General features: G+C 38.0%; 18 protein-coding genes. 5 read left to right on the top strand and 13 right to left on the bottom strand.

What is annotated here, in order from left to right; translation table 11 throughout:
- Positions 1-59 precede the first annotated feature (59 nt).
- Positions 60-257 carry a hypothetical protein gene (locus tag IGL07_RS07580; RefSeq protein ID WP_002360203.1) on the top strand — a complete coding sequence of 66 codons (198 nt, stop codon included), beginning with the start codon at positions 60-62 and terminating at the stop codon, positions 255-257.
- A 105-nt stretch (positions 258-362) separates the two neighbouring features.
- Here IGL07_RS07580 and IGL07_RS07585 read toward each other — a convergent pair whose 3' ends face one another.
- The 9 genes from IGL07_RS07585 to IGL07_RS07625 form a co-directional block, all read right to left on the bottom strand.
- Complete coding sequence (locus tag IGL07_RS07585) at positions 363-875, bottom strand: adenine phosphoribosyltransferase (protein ID WP_002357441.1); 513 nt, start codon at positions 873-875, stop codon at positions 363-365.
- A 2-nt stretch (positions 876-877) separates the two neighbouring features.
- Positions 878-3,190: a single-stranded-DNA-specific exonuclease RecJ gene (gene recJ / locus IGL07_RS07590; RefSeq protein WP_010817330.1), complete on the bottom strand. Its 2,313-nt coding sequence runs from the start codon at positions 3,188-3,190 to the stop codon at positions 878-880.
- 154 nt (positions 3,191-3,344) lie between these two features.
- Positions 3,345-3,812 (bottom strand): LapA family protein, encoded by a 468-nt coding sequence (locus IGL07_RS07595; protein WP_010817331.1) that lies wholly within the window; start codon positions 3,810-3,812, stop codon positions 3,345-3,347.
- A 16-nt stretch (positions 3,813-3,828) separates the two neighbouring features.
- Positions 3,829-4,617: an SDR family NAD(P)-dependent oxidoreductase gene (locus IGL07_RS07600; protein ID WP_010817332.1), complete on the bottom strand. Its 789-nt coding sequence runs from the start codon at positions 4,615-4,617 to the stop codon at positions 3,829-3,831.
- A complete protein-coding gene (gene rnz, locus IGL07_RS07605; RefSeq protein ID WP_002360200.1) occupies positions 4,618-5,559 on the bottom strand; it encodes a ribonuclease Z in 942 nt (313 codons plus the stop codon). It lies immediately after the preceding gene.
- A gap of 214 nt (positions 5,560-5,773) precedes the next feature.
- Complete coding sequence (locus tag IGL07_RS07610; protein WP_002357436.1) at positions 5,774-6,340, bottom strand: hypothetical protein; 567 nt, start codon at positions 6,338-6,340, stop codon at positions 5,774-5,776.
- Between the two features lie 120 nt (positions 6,341-6,460).
- Complete coding sequence (locus tag IGL07_RS07615) at positions 6,461-6,706, bottom strand: KH domain-containing protein (RefSeq protein WP_002357435.1); 246 nt, start codon at positions 6,704-6,706, stop codon at positions 6,461-6,463.
- An 11-nt stretch (positions 6,707-6,717) separates the two neighbouring features.
- Positions 6,718-6,993 (bottom strand): 30S ribosomal protein S16, encoded by a 276-nt coding sequence (gene rpsP / locus IGL07_RS07620; RefSeq protein ID WP_002357434.1) that lies wholly within the window; start codon positions 6,991-6,993, stop codon positions 6,718-6,720.
- Between the two features lie 146 nt (positions 6,994-7,139).
- Positions 7,140-7,943 carry a GNAT family N-acetyltransferase gene (locus IGL07_RS07625; protein ID WP_010817333.1) on the bottom strand — a complete coding sequence of 268 codons (804 nt, stop codon included), beginning with the start codon at positions 7,941-7,943 and terminating at the stop codon, positions 7,140-7,142.
- A gap of 141 nt (positions 7,944-8,084) precedes the next feature.
- On the opposite strand from IGL07_RS07625, the gene IGL07_RS07630 reads away from it, so the two are divergent.
- Positions 8,085-8,639 (top strand): NADPH-dependent FMN reductase, encoded by a 555-nt coding sequence (locus tag IGL07_RS07630; protein ID WP_002377294.1) that lies wholly within the window; start codon positions 8,085-8,087, stop codon positions 8,637-8,639.
- A 117-nt stretch (positions 8,640-8,756) separates the two neighbouring features.
- Entirely contained in the window at positions 8,757-9,512 is a 756-nt protein-coding gene (locus tag IGL07_RS07635) for a MerR family transcriptional regulator (RefSeq protein WP_010817334.1), read from the top strand.
- Between the two features lie 74 nt (positions 9,513-9,586).
- Here IGL07_RS07635 and ffh read toward each other — a convergent pair whose 3' ends face one another.
- From ffh to IGL07_RS07650, 3 genes are all read right to left on the bottom strand, one after another.
- Positions 9,587-11,005 carry a signal recognition particle protein gene (ffh, locus tag IGL07_RS07640; RefSeq protein WP_002360194.1) on the bottom strand — a complete coding sequence of 473 codons (1,419 nt, stop codon included), beginning with the start codon at positions 11,003-11,005 and terminating at the stop codon, positions 9,587-9,589.
- 4 nt (positions 11,006-11,009) lie between these two features.
- On the bottom strand, positions 11,010-11,348 hold the full coding sequence (locus tag IGL07_RS07645; RefSeq protein WP_002357429.1) for a putative DNA-binding protein: 339 nt from the start codon (positions 11,346-11,348) through the stop codon (positions 11,010-11,012).
- A gap of 83 nt (positions 11,349-11,431) precedes the next feature.
- Positions 11,432-11,896, bottom strand: coding sequence for a DUF523 domain-containing protein (locus IGL07_RS07650; protein WP_002364031.1), 465 nt, complete (start codon positions 11,894-11,896; stop codon positions 11,432-11,434).
- Positions 11,897-12,058: 162 nt separating this feature from the next.
- Between IGL07_RS07650 and IGL07_RS07655 the strand changes: the two genes are divergently transcribed.
- Positions 12,059-12,769 carry a response regulator transcription factor gene (locus IGL07_RS07655; protein ID WP_002360193.1) on the top strand — a complete coding sequence of 237 codons (711 nt, stop codon included), beginning with the start codon at positions 12,059-12,061 and terminating at the stop codon, positions 12,767-12,769.
- Positions 12,766-14,541: a two-component system histidine kinase PnpS gene (gene pnpS, locus IGL07_RS07660; RefSeq protein WP_010817335.1), complete on the top strand. Its 1,776-nt coding sequence runs from the start codon at positions 12,766-12,768 to the stop codon at positions 14,539-14,541. The genes IGL07_RS07655 and pnpS overlap by 4 nt, the downstream gene beginning before the upstream one ends.
- Positions 14,542-14,579: 38 nt before the next feature.
- On the opposite strand, the gene IGL07_RS07665 is transcribed toward pnpS, so the two are convergent.
- Positions 14,580-15,470: a phosphate ABC transporter substrate-binding protein PstS family protein gene (locus IGL07_RS07665; RefSeq protein WP_010712505.1), complete on the bottom strand. Its 891-nt coding sequence runs from the start codon at positions 15,468-15,470 to the stop codon at positions 14,580-14,582.
- Positions 15,471-15,543 lie beyond the last annotated feature (73 nt).

Here is a 15,543-nt window from a genome sequence, read left to right on the forward strand (position 1 = left end):
ATACATTCGTATAATAACAATACGAACACTCGTTCGAATCAAATGAAGAGGTGATACACATGGAAGCAATTCGTCGTGTTGGATTTTTATTTTTTGTATTGGTTATAGGTATTTTTTTGGGAACATTAGGATTACGTCTTGCTTTTATGATCGTGACGCCGTTATTTATTCTTTGGTTTATGTCATGGGATGAGAAGCGTTATACACGTACACGTAAACAACAGCAAGCAAGATACGTTTATCGTAAGTTCCCTTAATAAATAATAAAACGGTGTGTTCCCCCCAAGCTACGCTCCGTTTTTATAAATATGTCAAAGAAAGAGCGAAGGATTAAATCCTTCGCTCTTTCTAATTAAATTAGATTAGTATTCCATTAAGGTAACAATATCGTAGCCATCAATTTTATCGCGGCCATGTAAATCCATTAATTCAATTAGGAACGCACAACCAACCACAATACCACCTAATTGTTCGACTAATTCGATGGTTGCTTTAATTGTACCACCAGTTGCTAACAAGTCATCACAAATCAAAACACGTTGACCTGGTGTGATGGCATCTTTGTGCAACGTCAATGTATCTGAACCATATTCTAAGTCATAAGTCACTTCGATGGTTTCACGAGGAAGTTTTCCTTTTTTACGAACCGGAGCAAAGCCAACCCCTAATTCATAAGCCACTGGACAGCCAACAATAAAGCCACGAGCTTCCGGTCCTACAACCATATCAATTCTTTTTTCTTTCGCGTAATCCACGATTTGTTTCGTTGCTTCACGGTATGCATCCCCATTAGCCATTAATGGAGAAATGTCACGGAACACGATCCCTTTCTCAGGATAATCTGGAATGCTTGCAATGTAATCTCTTAAATCCATTTTTATTTGTCCTCCTCATTCCACAGCCATTGTTGTATTGTTTGACAATCACTGTAAAGTAGAAATTCTTCTGTTTTTATTTTTTTCAATCGTTGTTGGTACACTTGACTTTCAGTCAATGGTCGATTGTCGGGTTTCTCAATACTGTTTAAAACACCGCTTTCTATTGTAACAAATCCTAAGTCAAAAAACACCTGTATCATGAAAATTAATAATTTTTCTTGGATATTTAAGTAATTTGCCACCTTCGATAGCTGGGAACGTAGATTTACTTCTTTTTGCTGCAAAATAAATTTATACAATGTTGCAAATTGTTCACGTGAAGCCATACCGTTTAAATAAGCTTCTTCTGGTGAAATAAACATCATGTATATACGTTGTACCTCAGTCGCTTCAACAATTTCTTTAACCGTGATTGCTTCCACAGGACAGTCGACAAAAACCAGTTGTTCGATTTGATTTTGAGAAACAGCTTCCACCAATTCTTCTTGGTTTGACCAAACAATAATATTAGCGGTTGGATCTGAAATGAATTTTTGATTTTTTTCATCAAACAAAAGATAAGCTGTTGCTTCTGAAGGAATTGGTTTCGTTTGATTATTTTTGCCACGAAAATCAAATAATTGTCTTCCCGATACAGCAAAATCAGTCACCATTAATTGTGGTTTCTTACGACCATTCCATTCATTGATGGAAAGTTGGCCTGCCACATCGGCGGTTCCTTGTGCTAGTTCATCCGCTTGAGGCCCCATTTGAAAAGCAATTGCATCCAATTGTGCCCCTTCTTGATTCATTTGAAATTTCAGATGTGCATTATCTGCACCAATTTGCCGAATTTGCGTAGGCGTGATTTCCTTAAATACAAAAGTTGGCACAGTATTATCAGTCCCAAAAGGCGCCAAAATACGCAATTGATCAATAAAAGTAGTCGTTGCCTGCGAAACCGCTAAGCTCTCACTAATGAGCAACTCTTGTCCATTAGCCATATCAATTTGATTTTTTTCAATAAAGTGTGCCAAATGTTCTTGAACAAAAGGAATATTTTCAACAGGTAAAGTCATTCCCGCTGCCATATGATGCCCACCAAAATGAGTGAATTGCTCACGCACTTCGTTCAACGCCTCATAGAGATTCAATGCGCTAATGCTACGTCCAGAGCCTTTAGCGGTCGTACCAGATTCATCTATTGCTAAAATAATGGTTGGTTTCCCCGTTTCTTGCATAATGCGGCCCGCGACAATCCCTAAGACGCCTTCATGCCAGCCTTGTTTCGCTAAAATGTGGACCGGCGCATTCGGATCGATTAAATCCAGCGCTTCTTTAGCAATCGTCGTTACAATGTCTTTTCGTTCATTGTTTTGTTGATCGATATATTTAGCGATTTCCAGTGCTTGCTCTTCATCAAATGTAGTCATCAATTCAACACCTGGTGCGGCTTCCCCTAATCGACCTAACGCATTTAAACGGGGTCCGATGGTAAAGCCAATTGATTCTTCTGAAACAGCTTCCTTTTTCACACCCGCTTCTTGTAGTAAAACGTCTAAACCAATTCGATCACCAGTTTGAATCATTTGCAGGCCCATTTTGACAAACGTTCTATTTTCATCGGTTAATGAAACCAAGTCAGCAATTGTCCCAATTGCTACCAAATCTAATAACTCAATTGGCAATTCACCAAGTAACGCAGTAGCGACTTTGAAAGCCACGCCAACACCAGCTAAATCTCCAAAAGGATAGTCACCTTGCGGATGTCTAGGGTGGACAATCGCAAAGGCTTCTGGTAATTGTTCAGGCAATTCATGATGGTCAGTAACGATTACATCTACTCCTTGTGCCATAGCGTAGTTAATTGCTTCATGTCCGGCTACACCATTATCAACGGTTACAATTAATTGGACTCCTTGTTCAATTTGTTCAGCAAATACGTCTTTATTAGGTCCATATCCATGAACAAAACGATTCGGTAGAAAGTACTGAACCATGCCACCGACTAATTCGATTGCTTCTTTCATAACCGTGGTACTAGTGATGCCATCTGCATCATAATCCCCATAGACAAGGATTTGTTCACCCGCTTCGACGGCTTGTTGGATGCGGGCTACCGCTTTCTCCATATCATGCATTAAGAACGGATCATAAATATCTTCGATAGTCGGATGTAGAAACTTACGTAATGCTTCTTCTGTCCGGATATTGCGGTGCCATAAAAGTTGGCCAATTAATGGATTAATTTCTTCTTTTTTTAATTGTTCTATAAATTCTACAGGTAATTCTGTCTTTGTCTGTAACTGCCATTGATAGTTTGATTTTTTCACGACGTCACTCCTAACCAAGTAATTATAGCAAAATTTTTCCAAAAACTAAAGAAAGCATTTTTTTAAATCTGAGAAAAAAACTGTGATATCTGTTAGATAAATAGCAGATATCACAGTTTTATTTTAAAAGAAACTTAGCGATAAAGTCTCTTCCTTATTTTTGTTCCTCTTCATTCACACGAGGTTTCACATAACGATCAATACGACTACCTGACATAGGCGTTGCGTCTACTTCTGTGTTTGATGTTTGTTCGTTGACCACTGGTTCTGAGACTTGTGGTGCTGCCGCTTGTTTGGCTTGCAAATCAGCCAATTGATTATCAAAAGAACGTTGAACTTTTTCCGTTTCTTCTTTGACTAATTTATCCATATCATTTTTATAAATATCCAACTCTTTTTGTACAGCTTTTAATTCCTTACGTTGGTTCCAAATGGTGGTTGTGGAGGTTAGTAACCCAACTAGTGCGCCAATAATTGCAGAACCTAAAATAATTAAGATTAACGGTCCACTAATTTTAGTAAAACCAAAGTTTACTGGAACAGCTTGATTATTTAAAACAGCAAAAATAACAACAATTAAGACCAACACAAGGCCTAAAATAACACGCCATTGATTTTTCATGACTTGATCGACTCCTTTATTTTTTATTTAAAATATTTCCCGCTATGAAATCTCCTAAATGTGGAAACAATGTATAAAAGCGGGCAGCCGCTTCCATGACAAATGGACGATTAATCTCACGTCGAGAAGTCCCCATACTCCCAACCACTTCTTTCGCTAATTTCGTAGGGTCCAAAACAATTTTATCCACCGCAGCTAGATAAGTGCCTGTCGGGTCCGCTTTATCAAAGAATTCTGTTTGGATTGGTCCTGGATTGACAGTCGTTACTGCTACACCCAACGGTTTCAATTCTAAACGTAAAGCATTTGAAAAACCTAACACAGCAAATTTCGTTGCAGAATAAACGGTTGATTTAGCTGTAGCCATCTTCCCAGCCATTGAAGCAACGTTGATAATATGTCCTTGTCCAGCTTCAATCATTTTAATAGCTACTTTTTGAGTAAACGTCATCATTCCTAAAACGTTGACATCAAACATTTGGCGCGCAACAGCCAAGTCAATCTCAACAAAATTTTCAAACAAGCCAAAACCAGCATTGTTGACTAAAACATCGATAGGACCAACTTCTGCTGAAATAGCTTCAACCACACGTTCAACGCTTTCTGGATCGGCAATATCTAATTGATAAGAAAATGCTTCTCGTCCGCTTAAAGCGGCACACTGCTCGCGAACTTTACCAATCAAATTAATTCTGCGGGCGCAGACAACGACGACCGCTCCTTGTTTAGCTGCTTCATAACAAACTTGTTCACCTAAACCAGCTGAACCTCCAGTTACGACAACGACTTTATTTGTTAAATCCATCTAAGCTCCTCCTTCATTGGCAAATGGAATCTCAATGATATCCATATCTTTCACGATTTTTGTATTGGGGAAAATTTCTTGGGCTTCTTCTTGAAGCTGATAGGCCTCTTTGGTTAAATAACGGGCACTAATATGCGTTAAGATAAGTTGTTTTACTTGCGCTTCTTTTGCAACTTCAGCTGCTTGTTGACTGGTTGAGTGGAAGTAGGCTTTTGCCATTTTTGCTTCGTGTTTATTAAACGTACTTTCATGGACTAAAACATCCGCTCGTCGTGCTAAGGTTACACTATTTTTAGTTTTGCGAGTGTCTCCTAAAATCGTCACGATTCGACCAGGTTTACGCTCTCCCACAAACGCTTGTCCATTAATTTCCTGTCCATCAAAAACAATCGTTTCACCACGTTTGAGTTTGCCATACAATGGCCCAGAAGGAATCCCTAAAGCTTGAAGTTTCTCTACTTGTAATTCTCCTTCATGCGCTGCTTCCTCAATTCGATAGCCAAAGCTCGTGATGCCATGGTCCAAGATATTACAGCGAACAGTGAATTGTTTATCTTTAAAAATAACGTCATTTTCTTTCGTTAATTCAATAAATTTCAGTGGATAGGACAACCGCGATTGCGAGACCCGTAAAGAAGTCTTGACAAAGTCAGCAATCCCAACTGGTCCATAGATTTCTAAAGGTTCTGTCCCGCCCTGAAAAGAACGACTACTTAACAAACCAGGTAAACCAAAAATATGATCCCCATGTAAATGTGTAATAAAAATCTTTTCAATTTTTCTTGGGCGAATACTACTTTTTAAAATTTGCAATTGCGTCCCTTCCCCACAATCGAAGAGCCAAACTGCATTTCGTTCATCTAATAATTTCAACGCAATTCCTGTGACATTGCGATGTTTTGCTGGCACACCAGCGCCTGTTCCTAAAAATTGTATTTCCATCTGCTACCATACTTTCTTTTAAACTTCCTTTTTATTTTAGAAGAAGTTTGCTCCTTTAGCAAATAATAATTTATCTATTTTCTCAAAGTTTTCTTCTTAGTTTACCGTATTTTACGATAAAATAACAAAAAATTAGCAAACTACCATAAAAAACCGTGATTTCTTAGTATTTTAAAAGACTGTTTCCCTTTATTCAGAAAACAGTCTTTGCTCCTTATTCTTCTTTCGATGTCGCTTCTTTATGTTGTTCTTTTTTTGCTTGCCACGATTGTTTCGCTTCATTTGCAACTTCGTTCGCATCGTTAATTTCTTGTTGGACTTCCTCTAAATCAAGCCGCGTGATTTCGCCACCTAAGTCAAACATAACCAATTGGTTGAGTGGACGGTTGTCTTCTTCTTCTGCAATTAATAATAATCCCGTTTGTCCTTCATCAATCTTTTGAATCACATGTTCAAAAACCGTTTGTGCTTCTTGAATTTCTTTGGCGTCTTTGCTTGCACCATACATACTTCCAGCAAACCAGCCAAAAAGAATGCCCAGAGGACCACCTAATATGCCTACTAGCATCCCGATCATGCTATCTTTTGATGTATGATTGTTGCCTGTAAAATCGATAAAATCATTGATTTTAAATTGATGCTGGCCATCATTAACATGCGTAACAACCGCCATTTGCTCACCTTTAAGCTGTCTTTCTGCCTGCATCTTTTTTATTTCGGAAAATGCTTGGTACGATTTACTTTCAATATCAAAGTTCATAATGATAATTCGTTTTGCCATACAAATCGCTCCTTTATTCTGGATACATCTATTTTAGCAAGAAAGGCCTGTCTCTAGCAATGAAAACTTTTTGGTTATGTATAAAAAAAGAAGATAGCTAGGCTACCTCCTTGTTAATGCTTATTTACCATCAAGAATATTTAAACGGACCTTTTTCGGACCATCGATACGTACACTATAAACAATTGTCCGAATTGCTTTTGCAACACGCCCTTGTTTACCAATGATACGTCCAATATCTTCTTTGGCCACAGTCAAATTATACTCGAGGAAATCAGTTGATTCCTCAATTTCTAACGAGACTGCTTCAGGTTGACTGACTAACGGACGGACAATAGTTAAAATTAACTCTTTCACATCTGCCATATTCAATCACCTTATTTCTTAACGTTTTTAGCTTCATGATGTTTTTTCATAACGCCTTCTTTTGAAAGGATGTTACGAACTGTATCAGAAGGTTGCGCACCTTTAGATAACCAATCTAAAACTAAATCTTCTTTTAAAACTACTTCTGCAGGGTCTTTCAAAGGGTTGTAAGTACCTACAGTTTCGATGAAACGTCCATCACGAGGAGAACGAGAATCAGCTACTACAATACGGTAAAAAGGACTCTTTTTAGAACCCATACGTTTTAAACGAATTTTAACTGCCATTATTAAATACACCTCCATTAACTTAATCACAAGAGTTAGTTTAACAGATTAACAACAACCTGTAAAGAGTTTTTTCTTGACACCTTTACTTTTTTTCAATTTTTTTAGCCAATTTGCAGGAAAACAAACGAAATAATGAAGAATTTTTACAAAATTTGATAATAGTTGTACTGGTTTCTCACTTGAAAGCCTTCTGTTTGATAGAGATGAAGCGCTGCTTGATTTTCTGTTTCAACTTCTAAAAAAATAGTCGCTGAAGCTGAATTTTCTAAAATCATTCGGAGCGCAGACTGTAACACTTGACGGCCAAGACCGCGACCTCGTTGCATTTTTGTCACAACAAAGCCATAAATCCCCCATTCGTTTTCAAAATGATCCAAACGTAGCGTGGCTAAAAGTTGATTGTTTTCTTTATAAATAAGTGTTCGTTGAAGGTCCTCCGGCAAAGGCGTACCTTCGAGTAACCTAGCCAAGGAATCCAAATCAGCCACTTGTGGTCGGAAAAGTGTCAGCTTCGCCAACTCCTGTGAGTAAGTTTTTCCTTGAAAAACCAGATACTGTTCTGAAAAAGCTGGCATAATTCCTTGTCTATTAAAATAATTCAGGCCAACAGATTGCTTGTCGTCCATCACGAGAAAGACTTCTTTCATTCCCCACAAAGCTGCTTGCTTTTCGAGTTCTTGAACAAGTTCTTCAAAAAATGGTCCTACATTTGGCGCAACAATCGTCGCTTCCAAGGTTTCCCCATCAAAACAATACCCTACGATATATGCTTGAATGGCTTGTCCCTTCCTGTATAAACCATAATAAGTATAAGCTGATTCCTCAGGAAATATTTGTTCCAATTTATAAAAAGTTCCTTGTTTAATCATTTCCTTGTTTCTTAATTCAGTCAATGTTTGTTTCTCCGACGGTGTTAATTGTCGGCGCCAATTTATTTTTTTATTCAAGCAGTTGCTCCTTTACTCTTCCTTTTACTAGCTATTATACGTGAAGTTACGAAGTTCAACAATGTACAAGGATAAAACGTTTGCGCTTTTTTCGAAAAAGTACTATCATAAAGTAAGTAAAAGAAAAATGGAGGGATTTACATGACAAAAAAAATTGGTATTTTTGTAGGGAGTTTAAGAAAAGATTCATTTAACAAATTGGTAGCAAAAACAATGGCGGACTTATTTCCAGCTGATTTCGAACCTGTTTTTATTAACATTGGTGATTTAGAGTTATACAATCAAGATTTGGATGATGAAGGAACCCCCACCGAAGCTTGGACAACATTCCGTGAAGAAGTCAAACAAGTAGATGGTGTGATGTTTGTAACACCAGAATATAACCGTTCAGTACCAGCTGTTTTAAAAAATGCATTGGATGTCGGTTCACGTCCGTATGGCGAAAGCGTTTGGGATAAAAAACCCGGACTTGTGGTGAGTGTTTCACCAGGTGCAATTAGCGGATTTGGTGCAAACCATCATTTAAGACAATCATTAGTCTTCTTAAATGTTCCAACTTTACAACAACCTGAAGCCTATATTGGCGGTATTACGAACTTAATTGATGAAGATGGTAAAATTATTGATGGCACTGTTGGCTTCTTACAATCAATTGTAGATGCTTACGTGGATTTCTTTAATCGCTTAACTGCCTAATTGAATCAATCGAGAAAAAGTGAGGCAACTTTTTACAGGTTGTCTCACTTTTTTTATTTTTTTGCTTGACCTTCTCGTTACGTAAAGGTTTATGATAGATTTTGTCAGGAGGAATGAATGATGGAATATACAATTAAAAAAATGGCTTCACTATCTGGCGTCAGTGCACGGACGTTACGATATTATGATGAAATTGGTCTTCTTCAACCAGCCAGAATTAATTCTTCTGGTTATCGAATTTACGGGCAAGCCGAGGTGAATCGTTTGCAACAAATTCTTTTTTACCGTGAATTGGATCTGAAACTAGATGAAATTAAAGAAATTTTGGAGCAACCTGACTTTAATGTTGAACAGGCTTTATACGAGCATCAACAAAAACTATTGGAAAAGCGCAATGAAATTGATCGTCTTTTAACCTCTGTTCAACAAACCTTACACCATTACAAAGGAGAGATAAACATGTCCGATCAGCAAAAATTCGAAGCATTTAAACAACAAAAAGTTCAAGAAAACGAAGAAAAATATGGTAAAGAGATTCGGGGAAAATATGGCAACGAAACGATTGAACAAGCCAACAAAAAATATTTAAACTTGACGGAAAAAGACATGCAAGCAATGCAGAACGTGGAAAAAGATTTATTTTCTAAGTTAGCCATGTATCAAAAATCACCCAAGTTGACTAGTCAACTTGCGCAAGAAATTTTCCAATTACACAAAGATTGGTTAATGTACTCTTGGTCAAGCTATTCGCCAGAAGCACACAAAGGCTTAGGCCTTATGTATGTTGGCGATGAACGATTTACGTCATATTATGAACAACACGGCGCTGGTTTTGCCGAAGCGTTAAACGCAATTATCCAAAACTACGCTTAAACAGAAAGTGCGCCATCAGTCGAAGAGACTGATGGCGCACTTTCTGTTTCTTATGATAATTAACTAAAGCCTGTTTATCTTTTTTTCTTTTTCTTTTTTTTGTTTTTCTTCATCATACGATTCATGGCCATTTTACCTAACTTGCCTTTAACGCCGCCACCTAGCATTTGATCCATACCAGGAATGTTCATATCCCCTTTGGACATTTGTTGCATCATTTTTTTGGATTCTTTAAATTGTTTAATCATACGATTGACTTCAACCACACTATTTCCTGAACCAGCTGCAATTCTGCGGCGGCGACTAGGATTTAATAGATCAGGATTTTCACGTTCTGCAGGGGTCATTGATAGGACCATCGCCCGTTTCCGTGCCACATCTTTTGGATCGACTTTGACATTTTCAATACCAGGCATGTTACTCATTCCAGGGATCATTTTTAATAAGTCTTCAATCGGTCCCATGCCCATAACTTGATCCAATTGCTCGATGAAATCGTTAAAGTCAAAACTGTTTTCTTTCATTTTTTGAGCAAGTTCTTCTGCTTTTTTCTCATCGTAATCTTGTTGCGCTTTTTCAATTAGCGTCAACATGTCCCCCATACCTAGGATACGACTCGACATACGATCGGGATGGAAAATTTCTAAATCGGTTAATTTTTCACCAGAACCGACAAATTTAATCGGAGCGCCCGTTACTGCCCGAATTGACAGCGCAGCCCCCCCACGAGTATCGCCGTCCATTTTGGTAATAACAACCCCAGTAATTCCAAGCTGTTCATTAAAACTATCTGCAACGTTGACAGCATCTTGCCCCGTCATCGCATCAACAACTAACAGAATTTCATTGGGATTAGCCAACTCTTTAATTTGTTTCAATTCGTCCATTAAAGCTTCATCAATGTGCAAGCGGCCGGCCGTATCAATTAAGACATAGTCATTTTTCTTTTCTTTTGCTAACGCTAACCCTTGACGAACAATTTCCACTGGATTAGCATCGGTTCCCATATCAAAAACGGGAACTTCTAATTGTTGACCTAAAACCTTCAACTGATCAATCGCTGCTGGACGATAAACGTCACCAGCGATTAAAAGCGGACGAGCGTTTTCAGTTTTCATTAAGTGTTTGGCTAATTTACCAGTAAAAGTTGTTTTACCAGCCCCTTGTAACCCTGTCATCATAATCACTGTCGGGATTTTTGGAGATTTATTCAGTTCAACCGTTTCTGAACCTAACGTTTTCGTTAATTCTTCATCAACAATTTTTACAATTTGTTGGGCTGGTGATAAGCTTTCTAATACTTCGACTCCTACTGCCCGTTCTCTGACACGTTTTGTGAAATCTTTGACCACTTGTAAATTAACGTCGGCTTCTAATAAAGCCAAACGGATTTCTCGCATCATTTCTTTTACGTCGGCTTCGGAAACTTTTCCCTTACGACGGATTTTACTCATTGCCTGTTGTAGGCGGTTTGTTAAACTCTCAAAAGCCATAGTTTCATTCCTCTATTTCTTGAATTTGTTCAATATATTTTTTGATTTCACTATCTTTGGGATAAGTTTCTTGAACATACTGCTGTAGTTGTTCAAGATATTCTTTCCGTACAACATAGTTTGAATAAAGATGTAACTTTTTTTCGTATTCTTCTAAAATTTTTTCGGTTCGTTTAATGTTATCATAAACCGCTTGGCGACTAACCTCATATTCTTCCGCAATTTCTCCTAAAGAAAAGTCATCAGCATAGTAAAGCTCCATATAATTCATCTGCTTTTCCGTTAATAATGTCGAATAAAATTCAAATAACGCATTCATGCGGTTTGTTTTTTCCATTTCCATGAGCCGTGCTCCCATCTTCAATCCCTTATAGGTTACCGATTTCATAGGGAATAGTCAATCTTTTTTTACTAAGTTTTTACCTTTTAAAAAGAAATGTCCGCAAGTTGCCATGTTTCTTCAGAATAAACGGTCATTCCTTGTTGAATAAAATAAGCAGTTGCGACTCCAACTCCAGCTTTTTTAATGCCAGAAAATTGTCCATCATAAATCAGCTGGCTGCCACAGCTGGGACTTTTTTCTTTCAAAATCAAGGTTGTAATTTGTTGGGCTTTTAATTTTTGATACGCGCGTTGTGCCCCTGCTTTAAATGCCTCAGTCACATCTTCCCCGTTATCCGTATATACATAAGCAGTATTCGCCCAAACATCAAAGCCATCCCCGCCAATGATTTCTGCTGGCGGACGTGGAATGGGCAACTCCCCTAAAACTTCGGGACAAATCATTATTGCTTTTCCATTAGTTACAAGTTGTTTTAACGCTTCTTGTTCTTGAGATTTTCCATCGTAACGGCAACAAATCCCACCTAAGCAACTACTAATACCAATCATTCGCTTCTCCTCATTTCATTTCTCTATTATACCATGAGTTGACTTTTCTCAAAAGTAGCATTCTCGCTTACTTTAAAGTACGTTCTTCCTCTAAAAATATGTTAAACTAACAATAGTGAAATATACACTTATTTTCAGAAATTTCTTGAAGGAGTTATGTAAATGAAAAAAGTTCTTGTCGTCGATGATGAACCATCGATTTTAACTTTGTTAACCTTTAATTTGGAAAAAGAAGGCTATCAGGTGACTACTTCCGAAGATGGTAAAAACGGCTTCGAATTAGCTTTGTCTAATCAATATGATTTTATAATTTTAGATGTAATGCTTCCTGGTATGGATGGCTTAGAAATTACCAAAGCACTTCGTCGAGAAAAAATTGACACGCCTATTTTGATTTTAACTGCCAAAGATGAACAAGTAGATAAAATCATCGGATTAGAAATTGGGGCAGATGATTATTTAACAAAACCTTTTAGTCCCCGAGAAGTCCTAGCACGCATGAAAGCTATTTTCCGTCGTTTAAAACCTACCACGACCGAACCGCTTCAAGAGGACACACCTAAAGCTCCGCTTGTGATTGGCGAGATTCGTGTGGATGAACAAAATTATGAAGTTTTTGTGCGCAATCAGCCCATTGAGCTAACACCAAAAGAATTTGAATTGCTCGTTTACTTCATGAAACGCAAAGATCGGGTCATTAATCGGGAAACCTTGTTGGAACGAATTTGGCAATATGACTTCGCTGGACAAAGTCGCATCGTCGATGTCCACATTAGTCATTTACGCGATAAAATCGAGCCCGATCCCAAACGGCCCGTTTACTTAGTAACTGTCCGTGGCTTTGGCTACCGTTTTCAGGAGCCAAAACGATGAAAAAGAGACTGCGGATTGAATATTTTTTAGTTGCGGCAGTCATGCTTTTATTATTTGTCGGGAGTATTGCAGCGACCAATTTTTTCTTTCAAAAAGAAATGGTTGCTCAGCAAGAAACCTATTTAAGAAGAAAAAATACCCTTTTAACAGACCAGTTGCCCCCTTCCGTTTTCGAAAAAGGGCAACTGACAAACCAGCAACAACTCCTTGTAACCCATGCGTTAGATGATGCAGAAGAACGGGTAACTTTGTTGCTAAAAAATGGTACCGTCTTTTTTGACAGCAGCCAAAATGAACCGCTAGAGTCGCACAAAAAACGACCTGAAATCGCTGCGGTTCTATCAGGAGCTACCTATGGTTCCGCCTTACGAAAGAGTAAAACGTTAAATAAAGAACTTCTGTACGTTGCCACGCCTGTTTTAAAATCAGGAGAAATCGTTGGTATTATTCGGATTTCGGAACAAACTGCGCTATTTTCTAAAAATATCCAATCTTTTCGTCGCTATATTATCTTTACATTTGGCATCTTGTTCCTACTAATTACCTTGTTTATCTTTTTATTGTTACGGCAAAAAAATCAACCGCTAGTGACTGTCTTACCGATTCTGAAACGAATGCTTAAACATCCAGATGAAAATCGATCCATTATCCAGCAATCTTCTGAATGGAATGAACTTTACGAAACTATTAACTTACTGAGTCAACAAGTAAGTCAAACGTATAAAGCGTATACGTCTGCGGATGAGCAATTTCACGAACTTTTAGATGAGTTGATGATTGGTGTCTTTATCATTGATACGCAAGGACGGCTTCGTCTGTTGAACCCTAAAATGCAGGAAATGTTAGGACTCTCTGCTAAAAATATGCAAAGCAATTATCTTGAAGTGATTCAAGATGCCGATTTGATTCATTTAATCCATCAAGTCGTCGCTGAAAAAAATAGTTTACATCAAGAAATCACTGTGACACAAGGACCAACACCTTTACGCTTAGATCTTTCTCTTCGTTACTTGGATGATCAAAGTGCCAATGATTATCAAGTATTAGGAATTGCCTATGATTTAACGCGCGTTCGCCAACTAGAAAAAATGCAAAAAGATTTTGTATCAAACGTGTCTCATGAATTAAAAACGCCTGTCACTTCTCTTTTAGGCTTTACCGAGACACTCATAGACGGCGCCAAAGAAGATCCGGAAGTTCTTGATCAATTTTTGCACATCATGCAAAAAGATGCCCAGCGTCTGCAACAATTAATTCAAGAAATTTTAGAACTTTCTCGAGGCAGTGCAACAATTCCTTATGCGGAACAAGAAATTACTTTAGAAAAATTTATTACAGAAATTCTCAGCTCTTATCAGCAACAATTGGCAGCAAAACAGCTGAAAACAGTCGTTCATGGTCTGCCAGAGAGCCAGTTTTTCACCAAATACGAATTGTTTTATCCAATCGTGAAGAATCTAATTGAAAATGCCATTCAGTATTCCCAAGAAAATGGACAGATTACTATTTCTTATGCTATTGAAAATCAGCAATTACGTTTATCTGTTCAAGATACTGGCATTGGCATTAGTCAAAAAGACCAAGAACGGATCTTTGAACGGTTCTATCGTGTCGATAAAGCACGTAGCCGTCATTCTGGTGGCACCGGTCTAGGTCTAGCTATTGTCCAAAATTACACAGAATTATTAGGCGGTAAAATCGCCATTGATAGTCACTTAGGCTTAGGGACCACTTTTACAATCACCTTGCCTTTAACAAAAAAAGAAGCCTAAAAAAACTCAGCCAATCCTGTTTATTGGCTGAGTTTTTTTTATTTTTCAGTTACTTTTCCATTTACATCACGTTCTACTTGCATGTCTGTGATGGCTAAATAACCTAAGTCTTTGACAATTGTTTTTTGAACATCATCGGTGACCATATAGTCTAAGAAGGCTTTTACTTCTTTATTAGGCTCCCCTTTTGTATACATATGTTCATAAGACCATATTTTCCATGAATTGTCTTTCACGTGTTCTTCTTTTGGTTCAACACCATCAATGCTTAAGGCAACGGTGGAATTATCCATATAAGAAAAAGCTAAATAGCTGATTGCTCCTGGTGTTTGTTCAACAATTTTACGAACTGTTCCCGAAGAATCTTGTTCTTGTGATTGAACTGGTTTAGCTCCATCTAAGCCCCATTTTTCAAATGTTGCTCGGGTGCCACTTCCGTTTGCGCGGTTTATTACGACGATTTCTTGATCTTTGCCGCCCACTTCTTTCCAGTTTTTGACTTTGCCAGTAAAGACATCAATCAATTGTTGCTTTGTTAAATTCTTCACGCCGACTTCTTTGTTGACCACTGGTCCCATACCGACCACGGCCACCCGATGATCAACTAATTTAGAGGCATCCACGCCATCTTTCTCTTCGGCAAACACATCGGAATTTCCAATGGTCACTGCGCCATCTGCAACTTGCGAAAGTCCTGTTCCGCTGCCGCCACCTTGGACAGAAACTGTATAATTGGGATGTTCTTGTGTAAATTGATCTTTCGCAGCATCTACTAACGGTTGTAAAGCGGTGGAACCAACAGCGACAATTTTAACTGGTTTGTTACTATCCGCTTCGCTGGATTTTTCAGTTGTGCCTCCTTGAGCTCCGCACCCAGTTAATAATAACCCTAGACTCAGCATAGTTGCTGCAATTACACGTTTTTTCATCTTTGCACTTCCTTTTCAATTAGTTACAAGTTTAGTCTACCAAGACTCTGTTAATTCTGTTTCAATTAAATGT

This window comes from Enterococcus sp. DIV1368f, from assembly GCF_051712245.1.
GTDB lineage: Bacteria > Bacillota > Bacilli > Lactobacillales > Enterococcaceae > Enterococcus > Enterococcus faecalis.

Coding starts and splice junctions, on each gene's coding strand:
- rnz (WP_002360200.1), bottom strand. CDS start 5,559: ATGGAAATACAATTTTTAGGAACAGGCGCTGGTGTGCCAGCAAAACAT.
- IGL07_RS07585 (WP_002357441.1), bottom strand. CDS start 875: ATGGATTTAAGAGATTACATTGCAAGCATTCCAGATTATCCTGAGAAA.
- IGL07_RS07650 (WP_002364031.1), bottom strand. CDS start 11,896: ATGATTGGTATTAGTAGTTGCTTAGGTGGGATTTGTTGCCGTTACGAT.
- IGL07_RS07645 (WP_002357429.1), bottom strand. CDS start 11,348: ATGGAAATGGAAAAAACAAACCGCATGAATGCGTTATTTGAATTTTAT.
- IGL07_RS07600 (WP_010817332.1), bottom strand. CDS start 4,617: ATGGATTTAACAAATAAAGTCGTTGTCGTAACTGGAGGTTCAGCTGGT.
- ffh (WP_002360194.1), bottom strand. CDS start 11,005: ATGGCTTTTGAGAGTTTAACAAACCGCCTACAACAGGCAATGAGTAAA.
- rpsP (WP_002357434.1), bottom strand. CDS start 6,993: ATGGCAGTTAAAATTCGTTTAAAACGTATGGGTTCTAAAAAGAGTCCT.
- IGL07_RS07665 (WP_010712505.1), bottom strand. CDS start 15,470: ATGAAAAAACGTGTAATTGCAGCAACTATGCTGAGTCTAGGGTTATTA.
- IGL07_RS07615 (WP_002357435.1), bottom strand. CDS start 6,706: ATGGCAGATGTGAAAGAGTTAATTTTAACTATTGTCCGTCCGTTAGTC.
- IGL07_RS07635 (WP_010817334.1), top strand. CDS start 8,757: ATGATGGAATATACAATTAAAAAAATGGCTTCACTATCTGGCGTCAGT.
- IGL07_RS07610 (WP_002357436.1), bottom strand. CDS start 6,340: ATGGCAAAACGAATTATCATTATGAACTTTGATATTGAAAGTAAATCG.
- IGL07_RS07630 (WP_002377294.1), top strand. CDS start 8,085: ATGACAAAAAAAATTGGTATTTTTGTAGGGAGTTTAAGAAAAGATTCA.
- IGL07_RS07655 (WP_002360193.1), top strand. CDS start 12,059: ATGAAAAAAGTTCTTGTCGTCGATGATGAACCATCGATTTTAACTTTG.
- IGL07_RS07580 (WP_002360203.1), top strand. CDS start 60: ATGGAAGCAATTCGTCGTGTTGGATTTTTATTTTTTGTATTGGTTATA.
- IGL07_RS07595 (WP_010817331.1), bottom strand. CDS start 3,812: ATGAAAAATCAATGGCGTGTTATTTTAGGCCTTGTGTTGGTCTTAATT.
- pnpS (WP_010817335.1), top strand. CDS start 12,766: ATGAAAAAGAGACTGCGGATTGAATATTTTTTAGTTGCGGCAGTCATG.